17 protein-coding genes and 2 pseudogenes are annotated in these 15,330 nt (G+C 74.6%); 11 read left to right on the top strand and 8 right to left on the bottom strand.

The features are described 5' to 3' along the window. Window positions 1-49 precede the first annotated feature (49 nt). From GKC29_RS20810 to GKC29_RS20800, 3 genes are all read left to right on the top strand, one after another. Window positions 50-406, top strand: a complete 357-nt coding sequence (locus GKC29_RS20810) for an STAS domain-containing protein (protein WP_155332414.1) — start codon at window positions 50-52, stop codon at window positions 404-406. A gap of 60 nt (window positions 407-466) precedes the next feature. Then, entirely contained in the window at window positions 467-913 is a 447-nt protein-coding gene (locus tag GKC29_RS20805; protein WP_155332413.1) for a response regulator, read from the top strand. 180 nt (window positions 914-1,093) lie between these two features. Beyond that, the gene (locus GKC29_RS20800) at window positions 1,094-1,585 is read left to right on the top strand and encodes an ATPase (protein WP_155332412.1); all 492 of its coding nucleotides are present in this window, start codon (window positions 1,094-1,096) and stop codon (window positions 1,583-1,585) included. Between the two features lie 112 nt (window positions 1,586-1,697). On the opposite strand, the gene GKC29_RS20795 is transcribed toward GKC29_RS20800, so the two are convergent. The 3 genes from GKC29_RS20795 to GKC29_RS20785 form a co-directional block, all read right to left on the bottom strand. After that, complete coding sequence (locus GKC29_RS20795; RefSeq protein ID WP_155332411.1) at window positions 1,698-2,552, bottom strand: hypothetical protein; 855 nt, start codon at window positions 2,550-2,552, stop codon at window positions 1,698-1,700. Between the two features lie 285 nt (window positions 2,553-2,837). Further along, entirely contained in the window at window positions 2,838-3,266 is a 429-nt protein-coding gene (locus GKC29_RS20790; RefSeq protein ID WP_155332410.1) for an OsmC family protein, read from the bottom strand. A gap of 78 nt (window positions 3,267-3,344) precedes the next feature. Then, the gene (locus GKC29_RS20785) at window positions 3,345-4,289 is read right to left on the bottom strand and encodes a serine/threonine-protein kinase (protein WP_155332409.1); all 945 of its coding nucleotides are present in this window, start codon (window positions 4,287-4,289) and stop codon (window positions 3,345-3,347) included. Between the two features lie 143 nt (window positions 4,290-4,432). On the opposite strand from GKC29_RS20785, the gene GKC29_RS20780 reads away from it, so the two are divergent. The 4 genes and pseudogenes from GKC29_RS20780 to GKC29_RS20770 form a co-directional block, all read left to right on the top strand. Further along, a complete protein-coding gene (locus tag GKC29_RS20780; RefSeq protein WP_155332408.1) occupies window positions 4,433-4,666 on the top strand; it encodes a hypothetical protein in 234 nt (77 codons plus the stop codon). A gap of 66 nt (window positions 4,667-4,732) precedes the next feature. Further along, the gene (locus GKC29_RS20775) at window positions 4,733-5,479 is read left to right on the top strand and encodes a response regulator transcription factor (protein WP_155332407.1); all 747 of its coding nucleotides are present in this window, start codon (window positions 4,733-4,735) and stop codon (window positions 5,477-5,479) included. Continuing rightward, window positions 5,457-5,648: pseudogene (locus tag GKC29_RS30610) on the top strand (two-component sensor histidine kinase); the annotation flags it as partial. The gene GKC29_RS20775 and the pseudogene GKC29_RS30610, both read left to right, overlap by 23 nt. 234 nt (window positions 5,649-5,882) lie before the next feature. Next, a pseudogene (locus GKC29_RS20770) lies at window positions 5,883-6,962 on the top strand (ATP-binding protein); the annotation flags it as partial. A 57-nt stretch (window positions 6,963-7,019) separates the two neighbouring features. Here GKC29_RS20770 and GKC29_RS20765 read toward each other — a convergent pair. Both GKC29_RS20765 and GKC29_RS20760 read right to left on the bottom strand, forming a co-directional pair. Beyond that, on the bottom strand, window positions 7,020-8,210 hold the full coding sequence (locus GKC29_RS20765) for an MFS transporter (RefSeq protein WP_155332405.1): 1,191 nt from the start codon (window positions 8,208-8,210) through the stop codon (window positions 7,020-7,022). A 36-nt stretch (window positions 8,211-8,246) separates the two neighbouring features. Continuing rightward, entirely contained in the window at window positions 8,247-9,101 is an 855-nt protein-coding gene (locus GKC29_RS20760; RefSeq protein WP_196255677.1) for an arginase family protein, read from the bottom strand. Between the two features lie 37 nt (window positions 9,102-9,138). Here GKC29_RS20760 and GKC29_RS20755 point away from each other — a divergent pair, with 37 nt between their 5' ends. Continuing rightward, window positions 9,139-9,819, top strand: coding sequence for a helix-turn-helix domain-containing protein (locus GKC29_RS20755; RefSeq protein ID WP_155332403.1), 681 nt, complete (start codon window positions 9,139-9,141; stop codon window positions 9,817-9,819). Window positions 9,820-10,024: 205 nt separating this feature from the next. On the opposite strand, the gene GKC29_RS20750 is transcribed toward GKC29_RS20755, so the two are convergent. From GKC29_RS20750 to GKC29_RS20740, 3 genes are all read right to left on the bottom strand, one after another. After that, a complete protein-coding gene (locus GKC29_RS20750; protein WP_155332402.1) occupies window positions 10,025-10,405 on the bottom strand; it encodes a hypothetical protein in 381 nt (126 codons plus the stop codon). After that, complete coding sequence (locus tag GKC29_RS20745; protein WP_155332401.1) at window positions 10,402-10,911, bottom strand: SigE family RNA polymerase sigma factor; 510 nt, start codon at window positions 10,909-10,911, stop codon at window positions 10,402-10,404. Before GKC29_RS20745 ends, GKC29_RS20750 begins: the two co-directional genes overlap by 4 nt. A gap of 141 nt (window positions 10,912-11,052) precedes the next feature. Further along, window positions 11,053-11,448, bottom strand: coding sequence for a VOC family protein (locus GKC29_RS20740; protein WP_155332400.1), 396 nt, complete (start codon window positions 11,446-11,448; stop codon window positions 11,053-11,055). 180 nt (window positions 11,449-11,628) lie between these two features. On the opposite strand from GKC29_RS20740, the gene GKC29_RS29645 reads away from it, so the two are divergent. From GKC29_RS29645 to GKC29_RS20730, 3 genes are read left to right on the top strand one after another with little or no spacing between them, the layout of a single operon-like run. Beyond that, window positions 11,629-11,778, top strand: coding sequence for a hypothetical protein (locus GKC29_RS29645; protein ID WP_168003842.1), 150 nt, complete (start codon window positions 11,629-11,631; stop codon window positions 11,776-11,778). Between the two features lie 5 nt (window positions 11,779-11,783). Then, window positions 11,784-13,202 (top strand): methyltransferase, encoded by a 1,419-nt coding sequence (locus tag GKC29_RS20735; RefSeq protein ID WP_155332399.1) that lies wholly within the window; start codon window positions 11,784-11,786, stop codon window positions 13,200-13,202. Further along, complete coding sequence (locus tag GKC29_RS20730) at window positions 13,195-15,231, top strand: sulfatase-like hydrolase/transferase (protein ID WP_155332398.1); 2,037 nt, start codon at window positions 13,195-13,197, stop codon at window positions 15,229-15,231. Before GKC29_RS20735 ends, GKC29_RS20730 begins: the two co-directional genes overlap by 8 nt. Window positions 15,232-15,330: the final 99 nt, after the last annotated feature.

Genomic DNA, 15,330 nt, shown 5'->3' with positions numbered 1-15,330 from the left:
GTATACTTGCCCCGCTGCAAATGTCCACGGTCGACCGAGGGAGACCACCGTGACGTTCTCCGTCACGTACGCCGAACGCGACGGGGACACGACCCGCGTGTGGCTCTCCGGCGAGCTCGACCTGAGCACCGCCGGCGAGCTCAACGCGGTGCTGGACCGGCTGTCCGAGGCGGGCGTGCACCGGTTCCTGGTCGACCTCAGCGACCTGGCCTTCTGCGACTCCACCGGGATCGCCGCCTTCGTCCGCGCCGACAACCGCGCGGCCGCCCGTGGCGGCTGGCTGCGGCTCACCGGCGCCACCGGGCGGGTGCACCGGGTGCTGCAGGTCACCGGTCTGGCCGAGGTGCTGCGACACGACTCGGACACCGGCAACCCGGGTGTGACGGTTGATCCCTCGATCGGCTAGATTTCCCCGCCAGCACGGTGACCGCCAGGTCCCCGCTCCACCGACACGAAGCAGGTAACGATGGGTCCAGAGAGCCCGAATCCGGTGCGTATCCTGGTGGTGGACGACGACCCTGGTGACGTGCTCATGATCGAGGAGGCGCTCGCCGACTCGGACGTCGAGAAGGTCATCGACGTGGTCGGCGACGGCCAGGAGGCGATGGAGTTCCTGCGGCGCACCGGCCGGCACACCGAGGCCCGGCGGCCGGACGTGATCCTGCTCGATCTGAACATGCCGCGAATGGACGGGCGGCAGGTGCTGGGCCAGGTCAAGGGTGACGCGGACCTGCGGACCATCCCGATCGTCGTGCTCACCACCTCCAACGCCGACACGGACATTCTCGGCAGCTACACCCTCCAGGCCAACGCGTACGTGACGAAGCCGATCGACCTGGACGACTTCAACGACGTGGTGCGTCGCATCGACGAGTTCTTCGGCCGGGTGGTCGTGCTGCCCAAGCGGCCCTGACGCTCCTCGGGTGGCTCGGCGCATTGTCCACGCCGGGCCGCCGGCCGGCACCCCACGACGCGCCGAGGCGCACCGGCAGCTCGCATGCTGAACATTTTTCCCGAACCCCCTCGGCGGCCGTCCGCAGCGCCGAGGATCAAGGGCGGGGGAAGACGTACCAGCTGCCTGGGGGGCGACAGTATGAGGTTCTCCGTCGTTGAGCTCGGCTACGACCAGCGGCAGGTGGATTACTGCCTGGATGAGCTCGGTATCCGGTTGATGCGGCTCGCGGTGCGGGCCGAGGGCGCCGGGGGGACCGGACGGGAGTGGGACGAGATCCGCGAGGAGGCGGCGGGTCTGTGCGGCCTGCTCCAGCGACTCGACATCGGCGACGGGACCCGCCGGTTCGGCAACGCGGTCGAGCGGGAGGCCGCCGAACTGCTCGCCCGGGCGCGGTACGAGCTCGACGCCGCCCGGGAGGAGGCCCGGCAGGTGCGCGAGCGGGTGTACGAGGAGGCGGTGCAGGCGCGCCGCGAGTTCGAGGCGGCGCTGCACGCCCGCCGCCGGCGCGAGGCCCGGGTGGACGAGATCCTCGGTGGGGTGGCCGCGGAGCCGGTCCCGGCGGACACGCCGACCGCCGCCGCGGCGACCCCGGGCAACCGGGGCCGGCTCTTCGGCCGCGCGGCCCGCTGAGACGCGCCACCGCCACGGGGCGGCGGCCCGGCGGACGGCCCGCCGGTGCCTGACCGCCCCGATCCCGCCCGGCGAGCGCGGCGAGGTGCCGCCCCGCGCCGGGCGCCGACGGTCAGGTGAGCGCGTCGACGATGGTGGTGGCGCGCATCTCGTGCTGGGCGTACGCGTCCGGGAAGGCGGAGACCTGCACGGCCTGGGCGGCACCGGCGACGCTCATCGCCTGCCAGCCGGGGATCTCCAGCAGCGCCTCGTAGAAGGCCCGCGCGGCGTACGACGGGCGCATGAGCTGCGCGACGGTGCCCCAGCCGCTGCTGGGCCGCTGCTGGAACAGCCCGACGGAGTCGTGGTCCCAGCCGGTGGCCTGGTAGGGGTGGTTGAACGAGTCGGGCACCCCGCCGTTGGCGTAGTTGAGCAGGGTGCTCTCCTGCATCGCGGTGGCGATGGCGACGACCAGGGCCCGGCGGGGCATCTTCATGTCGACGCCCACGTCGACAATGATCTTGGCGTTGTCCATCTGCATCTGGGTCAGGCCCGCCACCGGGCGCGGCCGGGCCGGCTTGGTGGGCTTCGGCTTTTTCGGCGCCTTCTTCTTGGTGGCCGAGGGGGAGGGCTTGGGCTTGGGCGTCGGGCTCGCGCTGGTCGGTACGGGGGAGGCGGCCCGGTCCAGCGAGCGGGAGGCGCGCTCGTCGGCGGCGGCCCGGTCGGCCACCGCCTCGGCGACCGGGGTCCGGTCGGTCTCGGCGAGGCCCCGCGTGCCGGTGACGGCGACCACGCCGAGGCAGCAGGTCACACCGGTGGCGAGGGCGATGCGTACGGGGGTCGACGCGAGCAGCGCCCGTCGGCCGCGGCTGGGCGCCTCGGTGGCGCGATGCCGGCCGATCGTCCGTTCGGCTGAGGCGGCATCGGCGGACCGGTCATCCGGTCGCGTCTCGGTCGTCTTCTGGTCGAAGGTGTCGTCGGGGTGCACCCGCCGAGGCTAGAAAGCGGATCGTGGGTTGCCACCGGCACCCTTTGGTGGCATGCGTCACAATTCGCGGCAATGGCCTGGGCGAAGAGTGTGAGGCGACCAGCAATGCCACTTTCCGGCCCTGTCTGCCATGTCGGATATGAGGCCGACAACGGCTAGGAAGGGCACGAAAGATGGATCTTGGGCACCGTGGGAGGGGTGCGGCACACCCATCGGCCGAACGGTGGACCATCCATCAGGCGTACGGGCTACGGATCGCCGGTCGGACGTGCCGGCGAGCCGGAGTCAGTGCCGGCCGTTCTCCGCCGGAGTCACCGTCAGCCGGTGCCGGCTACCGTCCCCGGACGAGAACGGCCAGAGCCGATCCGCGTGCTCGACCAGCTCGTCCAGCTGCTTGCGGGTGAGCCCGGCGGACGAGATGGAGGCGTGCACGTCGGCCAGGTACCGTCCCTCGCCGTCGCGACCGAGCTTCGCCTCCGCCCGTACCTGCACGGTGTGCGCCTCGTCGGTGATGTCCCCGGCCGCCTCGACCGCCGCGTGGTGCAGGCAGGAGGCGAAGGCGGCGGCGAGCAGCTGCGAGGGTGTCAGCCCCGTACAGTGCTGTGCCAGTGGAGACGCCAGGGCGGTGGATAGACTGCCGTCCTCGGTGCGGACATGGCCGCCCTCCGCGGTCGCGGCGGCCGTCTCGTCGAGCCAGGAACTGTGGTGCGACATCGCGTTCCTCCCGTCACTCACCGGCCCGGCTACCCGGCGCCCGGCCGGTGAAACCGCACCGGACCGTGACGGCGCAGGTCAGCCCCGGTGCCACTCGGGAACGGGCGCCGCCTCGGTCGCCTCGGCCGCCGCCTGCTCCGTCCAGCGGGACACCGGCGCCGTCCGCTGTCGGGGCGGCACCGGCTGCCGCATCGGCACGTAGACGCGGGCGTCGACGGCCTCGGCGAGCAGCAGCGCGGCCATCAGGCTGGTCGGCCGGCGCTCCGGATCGTCGGACAGGCAGCGGGCGCACAGGTCCGCGACCTCCGGCGGCAGGCCCGCGATCTCCGGCAGGGGCGCGGGCGGCTGCCGTCGCCGTACCCCGAACAGCTCGGTGGCCGTCCCGGCGGGGTACGGCAGGTGCCCGGCCAGGCAGTAGTAGAGGAGGACGCCGACGGCGTACATGTCGGCGGCCGGCGTGGCGGGCTCCCGGTCGAGCTGCTCCGGGGCCAGGTACGCCGGCGTACCCAGCACGATGCCGTCCGGCACCTCGTCGGGGACGCCGGAGGGCGTGGCGATGCCGAAGTCCAGCACCTTGACCCCGGACGGGGTGAGCATCACGTTCGCCGGCTTGATGTCGCGGTGCACGATGCCGTGCGCGTGCGCCGCGGCGAGGGCCGCGCTCACCTCCGCGCAGACCCGTACCGCGATCCGCCAGTCGAGCGGCCCCGCCCGCAGGTGGACGGCGAGCGTCTCGCCCTCCGCCAGCTCCATCACGATGTACGGCACCTGCCGCTGCGACGAGGACGAGGCGGTGCCGAAGTCGTGGACGCTGGCCACGTTGGGGTGGACCAGGCGGGCGGCGGAGCGTGCCTCCGCGCGGATGCGCTCCACCGACGCGTCCTCCCGGCCCTCGCGGGCCGGCGCGATCAGCTTGACGGCGACCGGACGGTCGAGCACCTCGTCGTGGGCCGACCAGACCTCCGACATCCCGCCGACGCCGATGCGCTGTTCGAGCCGGTACCGCCCGTCCAGCGTCCTCATCGACCGCTCCTCTGCTCCTGTCCGACCTGCTTCGGGGTGCCGGTACCCGGGCTCCGATCAGGGCAAACCGCCGCGGGATCGGCCGGCGTCGGTCCCGGGTGCGGTAGCTTGCGAGCCGAGAGGCGTGTACCGATGGAGGCGGGATGAGCGACGTGACCGTACGCTTCGTCGGCGGGCCGGCCCACGACGTGATCCGCGCGCTGCCGGCCGACCCGGACGGCGCCCCGCCGGCCCGCTGGGTCCTGCGCCACCCCGACGGCGGTGGCCCGACGGTCACCGGAGCCCCGGACCACCTCTACGAGCGGGACCGGCCGGACGGGTCCGGGACCTGGACGATGCGGTTCGTCCACACCTACCCGGTGGGGATGTCCGAGTAGGCGCGCACAGCGCGGACACAGGAAACGCACACACGCGGCACAGCGGACCCGCCCACGATGGGGGTCATGGTGACCAACGAGCAGGTCGGCCCGGTCCGGGTGGAGCTGCGCCGTCCCGACGGGCAGCCCGTCCGCGTCCTGGTGGTCGACGACGAGGCGACCCTGACCGACCTGCTGTCGATGGCGCTGCGCTACGAGGGCTGGCAGGTGCGTACCGCGGGCGACGGCATGGCGGCGTTGAGCGCCGCCCGCCAGTTCCAGCCGGACGCGGTGATCCTCGACGTGATGCTGCCCGACCTGGACGGCTTCGCGGTGCTGCGCCGGCTGCGGGAGGTGTACCCGACCGTGCCGGTGCTCTTCCTGACCGCGCGGGACGCCGTCGAGGAGCGGATCGCCGGGCTGACCGTCGGCGGCGACGACTACGTGACCAAGCCGTTCAGCCTGGAGGAGGTCATCGCCCGCCTGCGGGCGCTGCTGCGCCGCTCCGGCTTCGCGGTCGCCGCCCGCGCGGAGGCGGTGCTCACCGTCGGGGACCTCACCCTCGACGAGGACAGCCACGAGGTGCGCCGGGACGGCCAGTTGATCACCCTGACAGCGACCGAGTTCGAACTGCTGCGGTACCTGATGCGCAACCCGCGCCGGGTGCTCAGCAAGGCGCAGATCCTCGACCGGGTGTGGAACTACGACTTCGGCGGCCAGGCCAACGTCGTCGAGCTGTACATCTCGTACCTGCGAAAGAAGATCGACGCCGGTCGCAAGCCGATGATCCACACCCTGCGCGGCGCGGGCTATGTCCTCAAGCCCGCCGAGTGAGCGCGCGGGCCGGCTGCGCCGGTGGCTGGCCGGCTGGTCGCTGCGCACCCGGCTGGTGGTCATCCTGCTCGCCCTGCTCGCCGTGGTCAGCGTCGCCATCGGCGGCATCACGACGGTGGCGCTGCGGCACTTCCTGATCGAGCAGGTGGACGACCAGCTCACTCTCGACGATCGCCGTCCGGGCGGGCCGCCGGCCTGGTTCGGTACCGACCGGTGGCGGCAGCCCGGGCAGCAACCCGGCACCGGGCCGGAGCCGCCACCCACCTTCCGGCCGGGCTCGGTGGCGGCGCGCGTCGTCGGTGACGACCTCACCGCCGCGCGGATCCGAACCGAGGCCGGCACCGTCGAGACCGTTCCGGTCGCCGAGGTCTCCGCGTTGGCGCGGGTGCCCGCCGACGGGCGGCCGCACACCGTCGACCTGGGCGACCGGGGGGAGTACCGGGCGGTGGCCCGCGAGATCACCGACGTGACCGTGCTCGTCTTCGCGATCCCCCTCGCCGAGGTGCGGGAGACAGTCATGTGGATGGTCGCCGCGCAGGCCGCCGTCGCCGGGGCCGGACTGCTCGTCGCGGGCGCCGCCGGCGCGCTCATCGTCCGGCGTACCCTGCGCCCGCTGCGGCGGGTCGCCGCCACCGCCGGCCGGGTCAGTGAGCTGCCCCTCGACCGGGGGGAGGTGGCCCTGTCGGTCCGGGTGCCGGACGCCGACACCGACCCGCGCACCGAGGTCGGGCAGGTCGGCGCCGCACTCAACCGCATGCTCGGGCACGTCGCCGCCGCGCTCGCCGCCCGGCAGGCCAGCGAGACCCGGGTACGCCAGTTCGTCGCCGACGCGAGCCACGAGCTGCGTACCCCGCTCGCCGCCATCCGGGGGTACGCCGAGGTGGCCCGACGTGGCCGGGACCGGGTACCGCCGGACGTGGCGCACGCCCTGCGCCGGGTGGAGTCGGAGAGCACCCGGATGACCAGCCTCGTCGACGACCTGCTCCTGCTCGCCCGGCTCGACTCGGGCCGGCCCCTCGCGGTCGAGCCGGTGGACCTCTCCGCCCTCGTGGTGGACGCGGTCAGCGACGCGCACGTCGCCGGGCCGGAGCACCGGTGGCAGCTCGACCTGCCGGACCAGGCGGTCCGGGTGCCGGGCGACCCGGCCCGGCTGCACCAGGTGCTGGCCAACCTGCTGGCCAACGCCCGGGTGCACACCCCGGCGGGCACCACCGTCACCACCGCCCTGGCCGTCGAGCCGGACGCCGCGGTGCTCCGGGTCACCGACGACGGTCCCGGCATCCCCGCCGACCTGCGCTCCGACGTCTTCGAACGGTTCGCGCGCGGCGACAGCTCCCGGTCCCGGGCGCACGGCAGCACCGGCCTCGGCCTGGCCATCGTCGCCGCGGTGGTCGCGGCGCACCACGGCACCGTGTCGGTGCAGAGCCGGCCGGGCCGGACGGTGTTCACCGTGCGGCTGCCCCATCCCACCGCTGGCGGATAGCCGGCACCCGGGGCCGGGACGTCGGCACGGTCGCGTCCCGGCCCGACCGGCGGCGGGTCAGGCGGTTGTCGTCGGGCGGGCCCTGCGCAGCCCGAACAGGGCGACCAGGGCGAGGAGGATGATGGCGACGGAGTACTCGTTCGCGGTCTGCGGCAGCCCGCCGGCGTGGACCACCAGGTAGCCGGCGACGACGGTGGGCAGGCCGAACCCGACGTAGCAGACGATGTAGAGCAGGGAGAGCACGCTGCCGCGGTCGTGCGCCTCCACCAGCGGCATGACCGTCTTGAGGCTGCCCTGGAAGCCGGCGCCGAAGCCCACACCGCCGAACGCGAGACCGACGAAGAAGCCGGGGACGGACTCCATCATGACCGACACCAGCGTGATGACCATGCCCAGGATGAGAGCGCCGATTCCGGTGAGCATCACGGTCTGCGGGGCGGCGTTGCGCAGCAGCAGGACGGTGATCGACCCGACGAGGCCGAAGACGAAGAGGAGCAGGCCGGCAACCACGATCGAGGTGTTCATCAGGGCGCGTACGAGCGCCGGGCCGAGCGCCCCGAAGAAGCCGGCCAGCGCCCAGACGGCGAAGACCACCGGCAGGACGCCCAGTACCCGTCCGCGTACGGCGCGGGGCAGCCTGATCTCCGGCCGCAGACTCCGCAGCGCTCCCGCCATCGGCGTGACCGTCTCCCGCATCAGCAGGATGCCGACGCCCTGGATCAGCAGGACCACGAGCAGGACGACGTACACGAGTCGCGTCGGCGCGGGCAGGTACCGGATGAGCAGCGCCGAGAGCAGGGCGCCGGTGCCGGTGCCGATGCCGGGGGCGATCGCGTTCGCGAGCGTGCCGCGGGAGCGGTCGATGTCGAGCATGGCGGCGCCGACGGCGCCGGTGGCGGCCCCGGCCGCGAGCCCCTGCACGACGCGGGCGGCCAGCAGCGCGGCTACGCCGCCGGCGAGGATGAAGATGACCAGCGCGACCATCTGGACCGCGATCGCGACGAGCAGGACCGGCCGCCGCCCGACATGGTCGGACAGCTTGCCGAACGTGAGCAGGGTCGCCAGCACCGCGACGGCGTAGACGGCGAACACCACCGTCGTCGTGATCGGCGAGAAGTGCCAGCGCTCCTGGTAGGTCCCGTAGAGGGGGGTCGGGGCGGCCGACGCGGCGAGGAAGGACACGAGCACCGAGGCGAGCAGGAACAGGGAGACGTTCGGCGACAGGCGCCCCGATCCGGGGATCCCCATCCGGCTGACCTCCTGAGCGGCGAGCGGCGGCCGTGCCTAGTCGGCCAACACCTCGGCGAGGACCTCGACGACCCGCTCCGCGTGGCGGCCGTCGGGGTCCTCGTCGGCGTTGAAGTCCGCGAGGCTCATCCCGAGCAGGCGACCCGACCGCACCATCGGCCTGATCAGGGCGGCGACGTCCGGCCAGTCCAGCCCACCCGGCTCCGGGTAGGTGACGGCCGGCAGCACCAGCGGGTCGAGCACGTCCAGGTCGAGGTGCAGCCAGGCCGGCCCGGCGCCGTCGGCGGCCAGGTCCCGGCCCGCGGCCGCGGCGGCCTCCCCGCGCAGCCGGTCCGCCGTCACGACGTGGATCGCCGGGTCGAGCCGGGCCGCCTCCCGCACCCCGGCGGGCTCGTGGGACGGCCGGTAGCCGAGCACGTGCACCTGGTCCGGGTCGACCAGCGGCCCCTCCCGGTCGAGCACGCCGGCCGGGCCGTGGTCGGTGACCAGCGACAGGTCCATGTCCGCCGCCTCCCCGGTGAGGGAGGTGATGCCGTCGTAGAAGTCGAGGTGCCCGTCGAGGAACCACAGCGTGAACCCCGACGGCAGCCCCTGGAGGACGCCCGGCAGGATCGCGCAGTCACCCCCGACGACCAGCGGCACGTGGCCGGCGTCGGTCAGCTCGGTCACCCGGGCCGCGATCGCCCGCCCCGCCCGGCGTACCTGGTCGGCGCCCACCATCCCGGTCTCCGGGTCGCGGACCGGGTCGGTGATCACCGTGTCGATCGCGCCCACGTCCCGCGCGTCCAGCCGGTCGACCAGACCGGCCGCGCGTAGGGCGACCGGTGCCCGCCGTTCGCCCCGCCCCCGGCCGGAGGAGTCGAGCGGCGCGTCCACCACCGACCATCGCACAGCTTCCGAGGCTAGTCGGGCGTGGCAGGCTGGGGGCGTGTACCGGGAACGTCCCGCCGGAATCGCCGGCGCCGTGCTCTGGACCAGCACCGTACCGGCCGGGGCGGCGCCCACCCGGGTGCTGCCCGACGGTTGCGTCGACCTCCTCTGGTCCAGCCGGGCCGGGTTGCTGGTGGCCGGCCCGGACCGCACCGCCTTCGTCAGCGTGAGCCCGCCGGGGGAGCGGTGGGTGGGGCTGCGGCTGCCACCGGGCGCCGGGCCGGCCGTCCTCGGCGTACCGGCGGTGGAGTTGCGGGACCGGCGCGTTCCCGTCGCCGCGCTCTGGGGCGACCGGGCCGCCGCGCGGCTCGCGGCCCGGGCCGGCGAGTCCCCGGCTCGGGCACTGGTCGAGGCGGCCGCCGCCCGGCTGCGCGAGGCGGGTGGCCCCGACCCGCTCGCCGCGCGGGTGACCGCCGCGCTGGGCGCCGGCGCCACGGTCGGCGCGTTCGCCGCCGCGGCCGGGCTCGACCCGCGCGCCCTGCACCGCCGGTCCCGGCGCCTCTTCGGGTACGGCCCGAAGACCCTGGCCCGGATCCTGCGGTTGCAGCGGGCGCTGGCCCTGGCGCGTGCCGGCACGCCGCTGGCCGAGGTGGCGGCCCGAACGGGGTACGCCGACCAGGCCCACTTCAACCGGGACGTCCGGGACCTGGCCGGGGTGCCGCCGACCGCGCTGCTCTGACGGGCTGGGCCGGCGCGGCCCGGCATGTTCGCGTGGAACGGGTTCCGGGCCCCCAGGACAGGCTCTTCCTGTATCGACCTTGCCAGCTCCTGGCGTGACCCCTGAGCCCCTCGGGTCGCGCAATGGCCGCAGTCGGGCGGGCGACGACCTCGCCCGACAGCCGCTGTCCGGGCGGGAAGGCGGCTGTCGGGCGCGCGTCGGTGGATCAGCGCTGCGGGCTGGGTGACGGGATGGGTGCGGTGGGCCACGAGGTGGGCCTGCCGGGCGGCGGGAACGCGGGGCTCGTGGACGGAACGGCGGCGGTTGGCGTCGGCGGTGGCACGCTGGCCGCCGGGGTGGGCGGGGCGGTTGGCGCCGGCGGGCGCGGGGCGGCCGGCCGCGGCGCGTCCCCGCCGGTCGCGGCGACGGCGAGCGGCGCGGCGATGAGCACGGCGGCGAGGGTCCCCGCCACGCCGAGCGCCGCGGTGGCGCGTCGGCGGTTCCGGGCCCGGCGTTCCGCCGGGATCAACTGGTCCTGCACTGTGGGTGCCTCCTCGGCCAGGTCGGAGAGGGTGGCGCGGATGAGATCCTCGATCGGCGTGGTCACGGCCGTACCTCCAGGAGTTCGACGTCCGGCAGGAGCTGCCGCAGCCGGCTCACCGCCCGGTGGGTACGGCTGCGTACCGTGCCGACGGTGCAGCCCAGCGCCTCGGCCACCTGGGTCTCGGTGAGGTCCTCGTAGTAGCGCAGGACCACCACCGTGCGCTGGGCCGGCGGCAGGTGACGCAGTGCCGCCCGCATCGCCAGGCGTACGTCGGTGCCGCCGCTCGGGTCTTGCTGGACCGCCTCGTCGGCCCCGGTGAGCGCGATCTCCCGCCGTCGGCGCAGCCGCCGCCACCAGCTCACCTGCTCCCGGTACATGACCGTGCGCAGGTACCCCTCCGGGTCGGCGTGCCGCAGCGTCCGCCACTTCGGAATGGTCCTGGCCAGCGCCGACTGGAACAGGTCCTCGGCGGCGTGCCGGTCGCCGGTGAGCAGGTACGCGACCCGCATCAGCGCCGGCGTACGGCTGGCCACGAACTCCGCCAGCCGGGCCCGGTCGTCCTCGTCCACGCACCCTCCCGCACTTCTCTGTCACCGATACAGACGCCCCAGCTCAGGCCAGCTATCCATAGCCCGGCAACGGATTTCGCCGCTCCAGTAACAGACATGGCGAGACTCGTCTCACCCTCCCGTCCCGACACCACTCATGGGCTAACCGGGCAGGGGTGCGAACAGGTCCACGCCGTTGCCGTCCGGGTCGTGCAGCACCGCGTACCGCTGTCCCCAGAAGGCGTCCCACGGCTTGCGGTGGCCGTGGTACCCGGCTTCGGTGAGCTCGGCGTACCAGCGGTCGACCTCCGTGGGGTCGGCGCAGCGGAAGGCGAGGTTCATCCGGGGGCTGCCGGTGGGCGGTGTCCAGTCCGGGTCGAACGAGCGGATGGTGTCGACGGTGTCCCAGGCGAGTCGGACACCGCCGGGCAGGGTCACCTCCACGTGCGGCTCGGACTCCGCGCCGGGCGGGATGTCGAGGCCGAGCCGGCGGTAGAAGTCCAGGGTGCGGGCCATGTCGGTGACGGCCGTGCCGATCAGGTCGAAGCGAGGTGTCATGCCGGCCACGGTAGGGCCCGCGGCGCCGCCCGGTCTTGGACGGATCGGACACCGGGTGCCCGGTCTCGCCCTCGCCGGGGCGTCTTTCCGCGTACTGTGACCGACAAGTCAGGCGTACCGGGTCAAATCCCTCAGGAGGATGCTCCGGTGCGCCGAGGGTCGATACGGAAGGAGCGGTCGGTGAACCATCTGGCGTACCTGGACGCGGGTTCCGGCAGCCTGATCGTGCAGGCGGTGGTCGGCGGCGTGGCCGGCGTCGCGGTGGCGGCCAAGCTCTACTGGCGGCGCCTGGTGGACCGGTTCCGCAAGCAGCCCACCGACCAGCACTGACCGGCATGGCGTACCCCGACACCGGCCTGCGGGCCGAGCCGGCGTCCTTCCGCGACCCGGCGAACCGCGTCTACCACCACGGCGACGAGGTGCTGCGGGTGCTGGACGAGCGGGCCGCCGCCGAGTGGCGGGCGCTCGCCGCCAGCGACTTCTTCCCCGCCCTGCTCGCCGAGGGCAGGGTGTGCGGCACCGAGCCCGTCGAGACCGTACCCGTGCCGCAGGGCTGGGCGGCCGTGCTGCGCCACGAGCGCATCCCGTTCGTCTCCCACCCGTACGAGTGGTCGCACGCCATGCTGCGCGACGCGGCCCTGCTGCACCTGGAGATCCTGCGTGCGGCGCTGCCGGCCGGCTTCACCACCAAGGACGGGTCCGCCTACAACCTCCAGTGGCGCGGCGCGCAGCCGGTCTTCATCGACGTCGGCTCGTTCACGCCGGCCCGAGACGGCGAACCGTGGGCCGGCTACCGCCAGTTCTGCCAGACGCTGCTCTACCCGCTGATGCTCGGCGCCCACCTCGGGCTGGACTTCCAGCCGTGGCTGCGGTCCCGGGTCGACGGCATCGAGCCGGACGAGATGCGCCGCCTCTTCGCCGGCCGACACCGGCTGCGGCCCGGCGTGTTCGCCCACGTGCACCTGCACGACGCGATGCGGCGCCGCAACGCCCGGGCCAGCACGGCCGACGTCCGCACCCAGTTGCGCGCCGCCGGCTACTCGCGGGAGCTGGCCCTGGCCACCGTACGCGGACTCGAACGCCTGGTCGGCCGCCTGGACCGGCAGCCGCCCGCCAGCCACTGGATCGACTACCAGCGCACCTGCGGCTACAGCGCCGCCGACCGGGCGGCCAAGGAGAGCTTCGTCGCCGGGTCGCTGGCCGCCGGGCCCCGCGCCCGCCTCGCGCTCGACCTCGGCGCCAACGACGGGCGCTACGCCCGCCTCGCCGCCGACCACGCCGACTACGTCGTCGCCGCCGAACAGGACCCGGCGGTGGTGGACCGGCTGTACCGGGCGCTGCGGGCCGAGGGGGAGCGGCGCATCCTGCCGCTGGTGATGGACCTTGCCGACCCGTCCCCGGGCGGGGGCTGGCGGGGCGTCGAGCGGGCCGCCTTCGCCGACCGGGCACGGGCCGACGCGGTGCTCGCCCTGGCCGTGGTCCACCACCTGGCGATCGGGCGCAACGTGCCCCTGCCCGAGGTGGTGGACTGGCTCGCCGGCTTCGGCGTGCCCGGCGCCCGGCTCGTCGTGGAGTTCGTACACCCGGAGGACCCGATGGCCGGCCGCCTGCTGGCGAACAAGCCGGACGGGCTGTTCCCCGACTACCGGCGGGACGAGTTCGAGCGGCTGCTCGGGGCCCGTTGCCGCATCGAGAACCGCCTCGACCTGCCCTCGGGCACCCGGACGCTCTACCGGGCGGTCGTGGGTGGCTGACCCGGCCACCCCGCCCGATCCACCGGGCCGGCGGGCCGTACGGCTCCGGGCCGGCTGGCGGGCGGAGCGCGGCCGGCTGCTGGAGATCACCGCCCTGGTCGGGCTCGCGGTCACCCAGCCGCTGCTGGACGTCCTGGGCCGCAGCCCGGACTTCTTCCTGTTCCACCGCGCCGACCGGGGTGAGATCCTGCTGCTGGTGGCGCTGGTCGCACTGGTACCCACGCTCGCGGTGGGGCTGCTCGGCGCGGTGTCCCGGCTCGCCGGAGCACGCGTCCGGGCGGCGACGCACACCACCCTCGTCGGCCTGCTGGTCGCGGCGCTGGCGGTGCAGGTCGGCCGGTCCGTCACCACGCTGCGGGGCACGTCGCTGCTGCTCGTCGCCGTCGCGGCCGGTGCCGGCGGCGCGGTGGCCCACCGGCGCTGGCGGGGACCCGGGCGGGTGCTACGCGTGGCGGCGGTGGGTCCGCCGATCTTCGTCGGGCTGTTCCTGCTCGCCTCGCCGACGTCGGCGGTGGTCCTGCCACGTGGCGAGGGCGGGGCCGCCGGGGTCGCCAACGGGGGCCTCCACCCGCCGGTGGTGATGCTGATCCTCGACGAGCTGCCCCTGGTCTCCCTGCTCGGCCCCGACGGGCGGGTGGACGCCGCCCGGTTCCCGCACTTCGCGGAGCTGGCCGCCGGGTCGACCTTCTACCGCAACGCGACCGGCGTGAGCGGCTGGACGCCGTACGCGATGCCGGCGATGCTGTCCGGGCGCTACCCGACGACCGGGGCCGCGCCGCACTACTCTCAGCACCCGGACAACCTGTTCACCGCCTTCGGCGGCCTGTACGACATCCGCGCCGAGGAGAGCATCACCCGGCTCTGCCCACCCAGCCGCTGCGAGCGCCGCGTGACACCGGAGCAGGGGATCGGTGTGCTCGTCCGGGAGAGCGCGGAGCTGCTGGCCCGCCTCGCCGCGCCCGTCGACAGCCGGGTCGACCCCCAGGACTCCTACCGCGAGCGCACCGCCGCCGAGGCGGGCGTCGACGCGGCCGAGCCGGTGCCCACCGACCCGAAGTTCCGGTGGGACCGGCTGAACGCCAACCAGCCGGCCCGGTTCACCAGCTTCCTCGCCGGCCTGAAGCCGTCGGCCACGCCGACGCTGCACTTCCTGCACCTGCTGATGCCGCACTCGCCGTGGGCGTACCTGCCCTCCGGGATGCGCTACGAGGCGCCCGAGGACTTCCCGAACGTGGGGGAGGGCTGGATCGAGCTGGCCCGGCAGCGCCACCTGGCCCAGCTCGGCTACACCGACCGGCTGATCGGCGAGACGCTGCGCACGCTGCGGGCCACCGGCCTGTACGACCAGGCGCTGCTGGTGGTGACCGCCGACCACGGGGTCAGCTTCACGAGGGGCGCGCAGGGGCGGGGCATGGACGCGATCCGGGCCGCCGTCGACGAGGTCGCCTGGGTGCCGCTGTTCGTCAAGTCGCCGGGGCAGCGCGCCGGTCGCGTCGACGACCGGAACTGGCAGCACGTCGACCTGCTGCCCACCGTCGCCGACGAGGCCGGGATCCGGGTGCCGTGGCCGGTCGACGGCCGCTCCGCCCGGCAGGCGCCGCGGGACGACCCGGGCAAGCTCTTCTACGACCGGCCCGCCCAGGGCACCCCCATCTCCGGCGGGGTGCCGGCCGCGCCGCCGCCACCCTCCCCGCACCCGCTGATCGGTACCCCGGTGGGGAACCCGCCGACGGCCGGCTCGGCCCGCGTCGGCGACCTCGCCGCGTTCCGGGACGTGGACCCGGACGCCGGGCGGCTGCCCGCGCTGGTCTGGGGCGACCTGCCCGACTCCGTGCCCGACGGCACGCCGCTGGCCGTCGCGGTCAACGGCCGGGTCGCCGCGGTCGTGCCGGTGGTTCCCCGGGACGCCGGCGGTCGCCGGTTCGCGGCCCTGGTCGCCGACGACCGGCTGTTCCAGGTCGGGGCGAACCGCCTCGACCTCCTCCTCGTCGCCGCCGACGGTACGCTGGCCCGCCTCGCGCTCTCCTGACCCGCGCCGGCCCGACCGGGGTTTCCCAGCCGGCTGGTCGGGAATCGGGTGACGCATACCTCACCGGAGAACCACCGCGGGCGGTGTCCCGCGAACCGC

The organism is Micromonospora sp. WMMC415, assembly GCF_009707425.1.
Taxonomy (GTDB): domain Bacteria; phylum Actinomycetota; class Actinomycetes; order Mycobacteriales; family Micromonosporaceae; genus Micromonospora.
This window is presented reverse-complemented; position numbering and strand designations above follow the sequence as displayed.

Excerpts from the sequence above, each read along its gene's own strand:
- GKC29_RS20785 (WP_155332409.1), bottom strand. The coding sequence starts at position 4,289 with ATGAGGACGCTGGACGGGCGGTACCGGCTCGAACAGCGCATCGGCGTC.
- GKC29_RS20735 (WP_155332399.1), top strand. The coding sequence starts at position 11,784 with ATGGCGTACCCCGACACCGGCCTGCGGGCCGAGCCGGCGTCCTTCCGC.
- GKC29_RS20800 (WP_155332412.1), top strand. The coding sequence starts at position 1,094 with ATGAGGTTCTCCGTCGTTGAGCTCGGCTACGACCAGCGGCAGGTGGAT.
- GKC29_RS20775 (WP_155332407.1), top strand. The coding sequence starts at position 4,733 with ATGGTGACCAACGAGCAGGTCGGCCCGGTCCGGGTGGAGCTGCGCCGT.
- GKC29_RS20805 (WP_155332413.1), top strand. The coding sequence starts at position 467 with ATGGGTCCAGAGAGCCCGAATCCGGTGCGTATCCTGGTGGTGGACGAC.
- GKC29_RS20740 (WP_155332400.1), bottom strand. The coding sequence starts at position 11,448 with ATGACACCTCGCTTCGACCTGATCGGCACGGCCGTCACCGACATGGCC.
- GKC29_RS20780 (WP_155332408.1), top strand. The coding sequence starts at position 4,433 with ATGAGCGACGTGACCGTACGCTTCGTCGGCGGGCCGGCCCACGACGTG.
- GKC29_RS20790 (WP_155332410.1), bottom strand. The coding sequence starts at position 3,266 with ATGTCGCACCACAGTTCCTGGCTCGACGAGACGGCCGCCGCGACCGCG.
- GKC29_RS20765 (WP_155332405.1), bottom strand. The coding sequence starts at position 8,210 with ATGGGGATCCCCGGATCGGGGCGCCTGTCGCCGAACGTCTCCCTGTTC.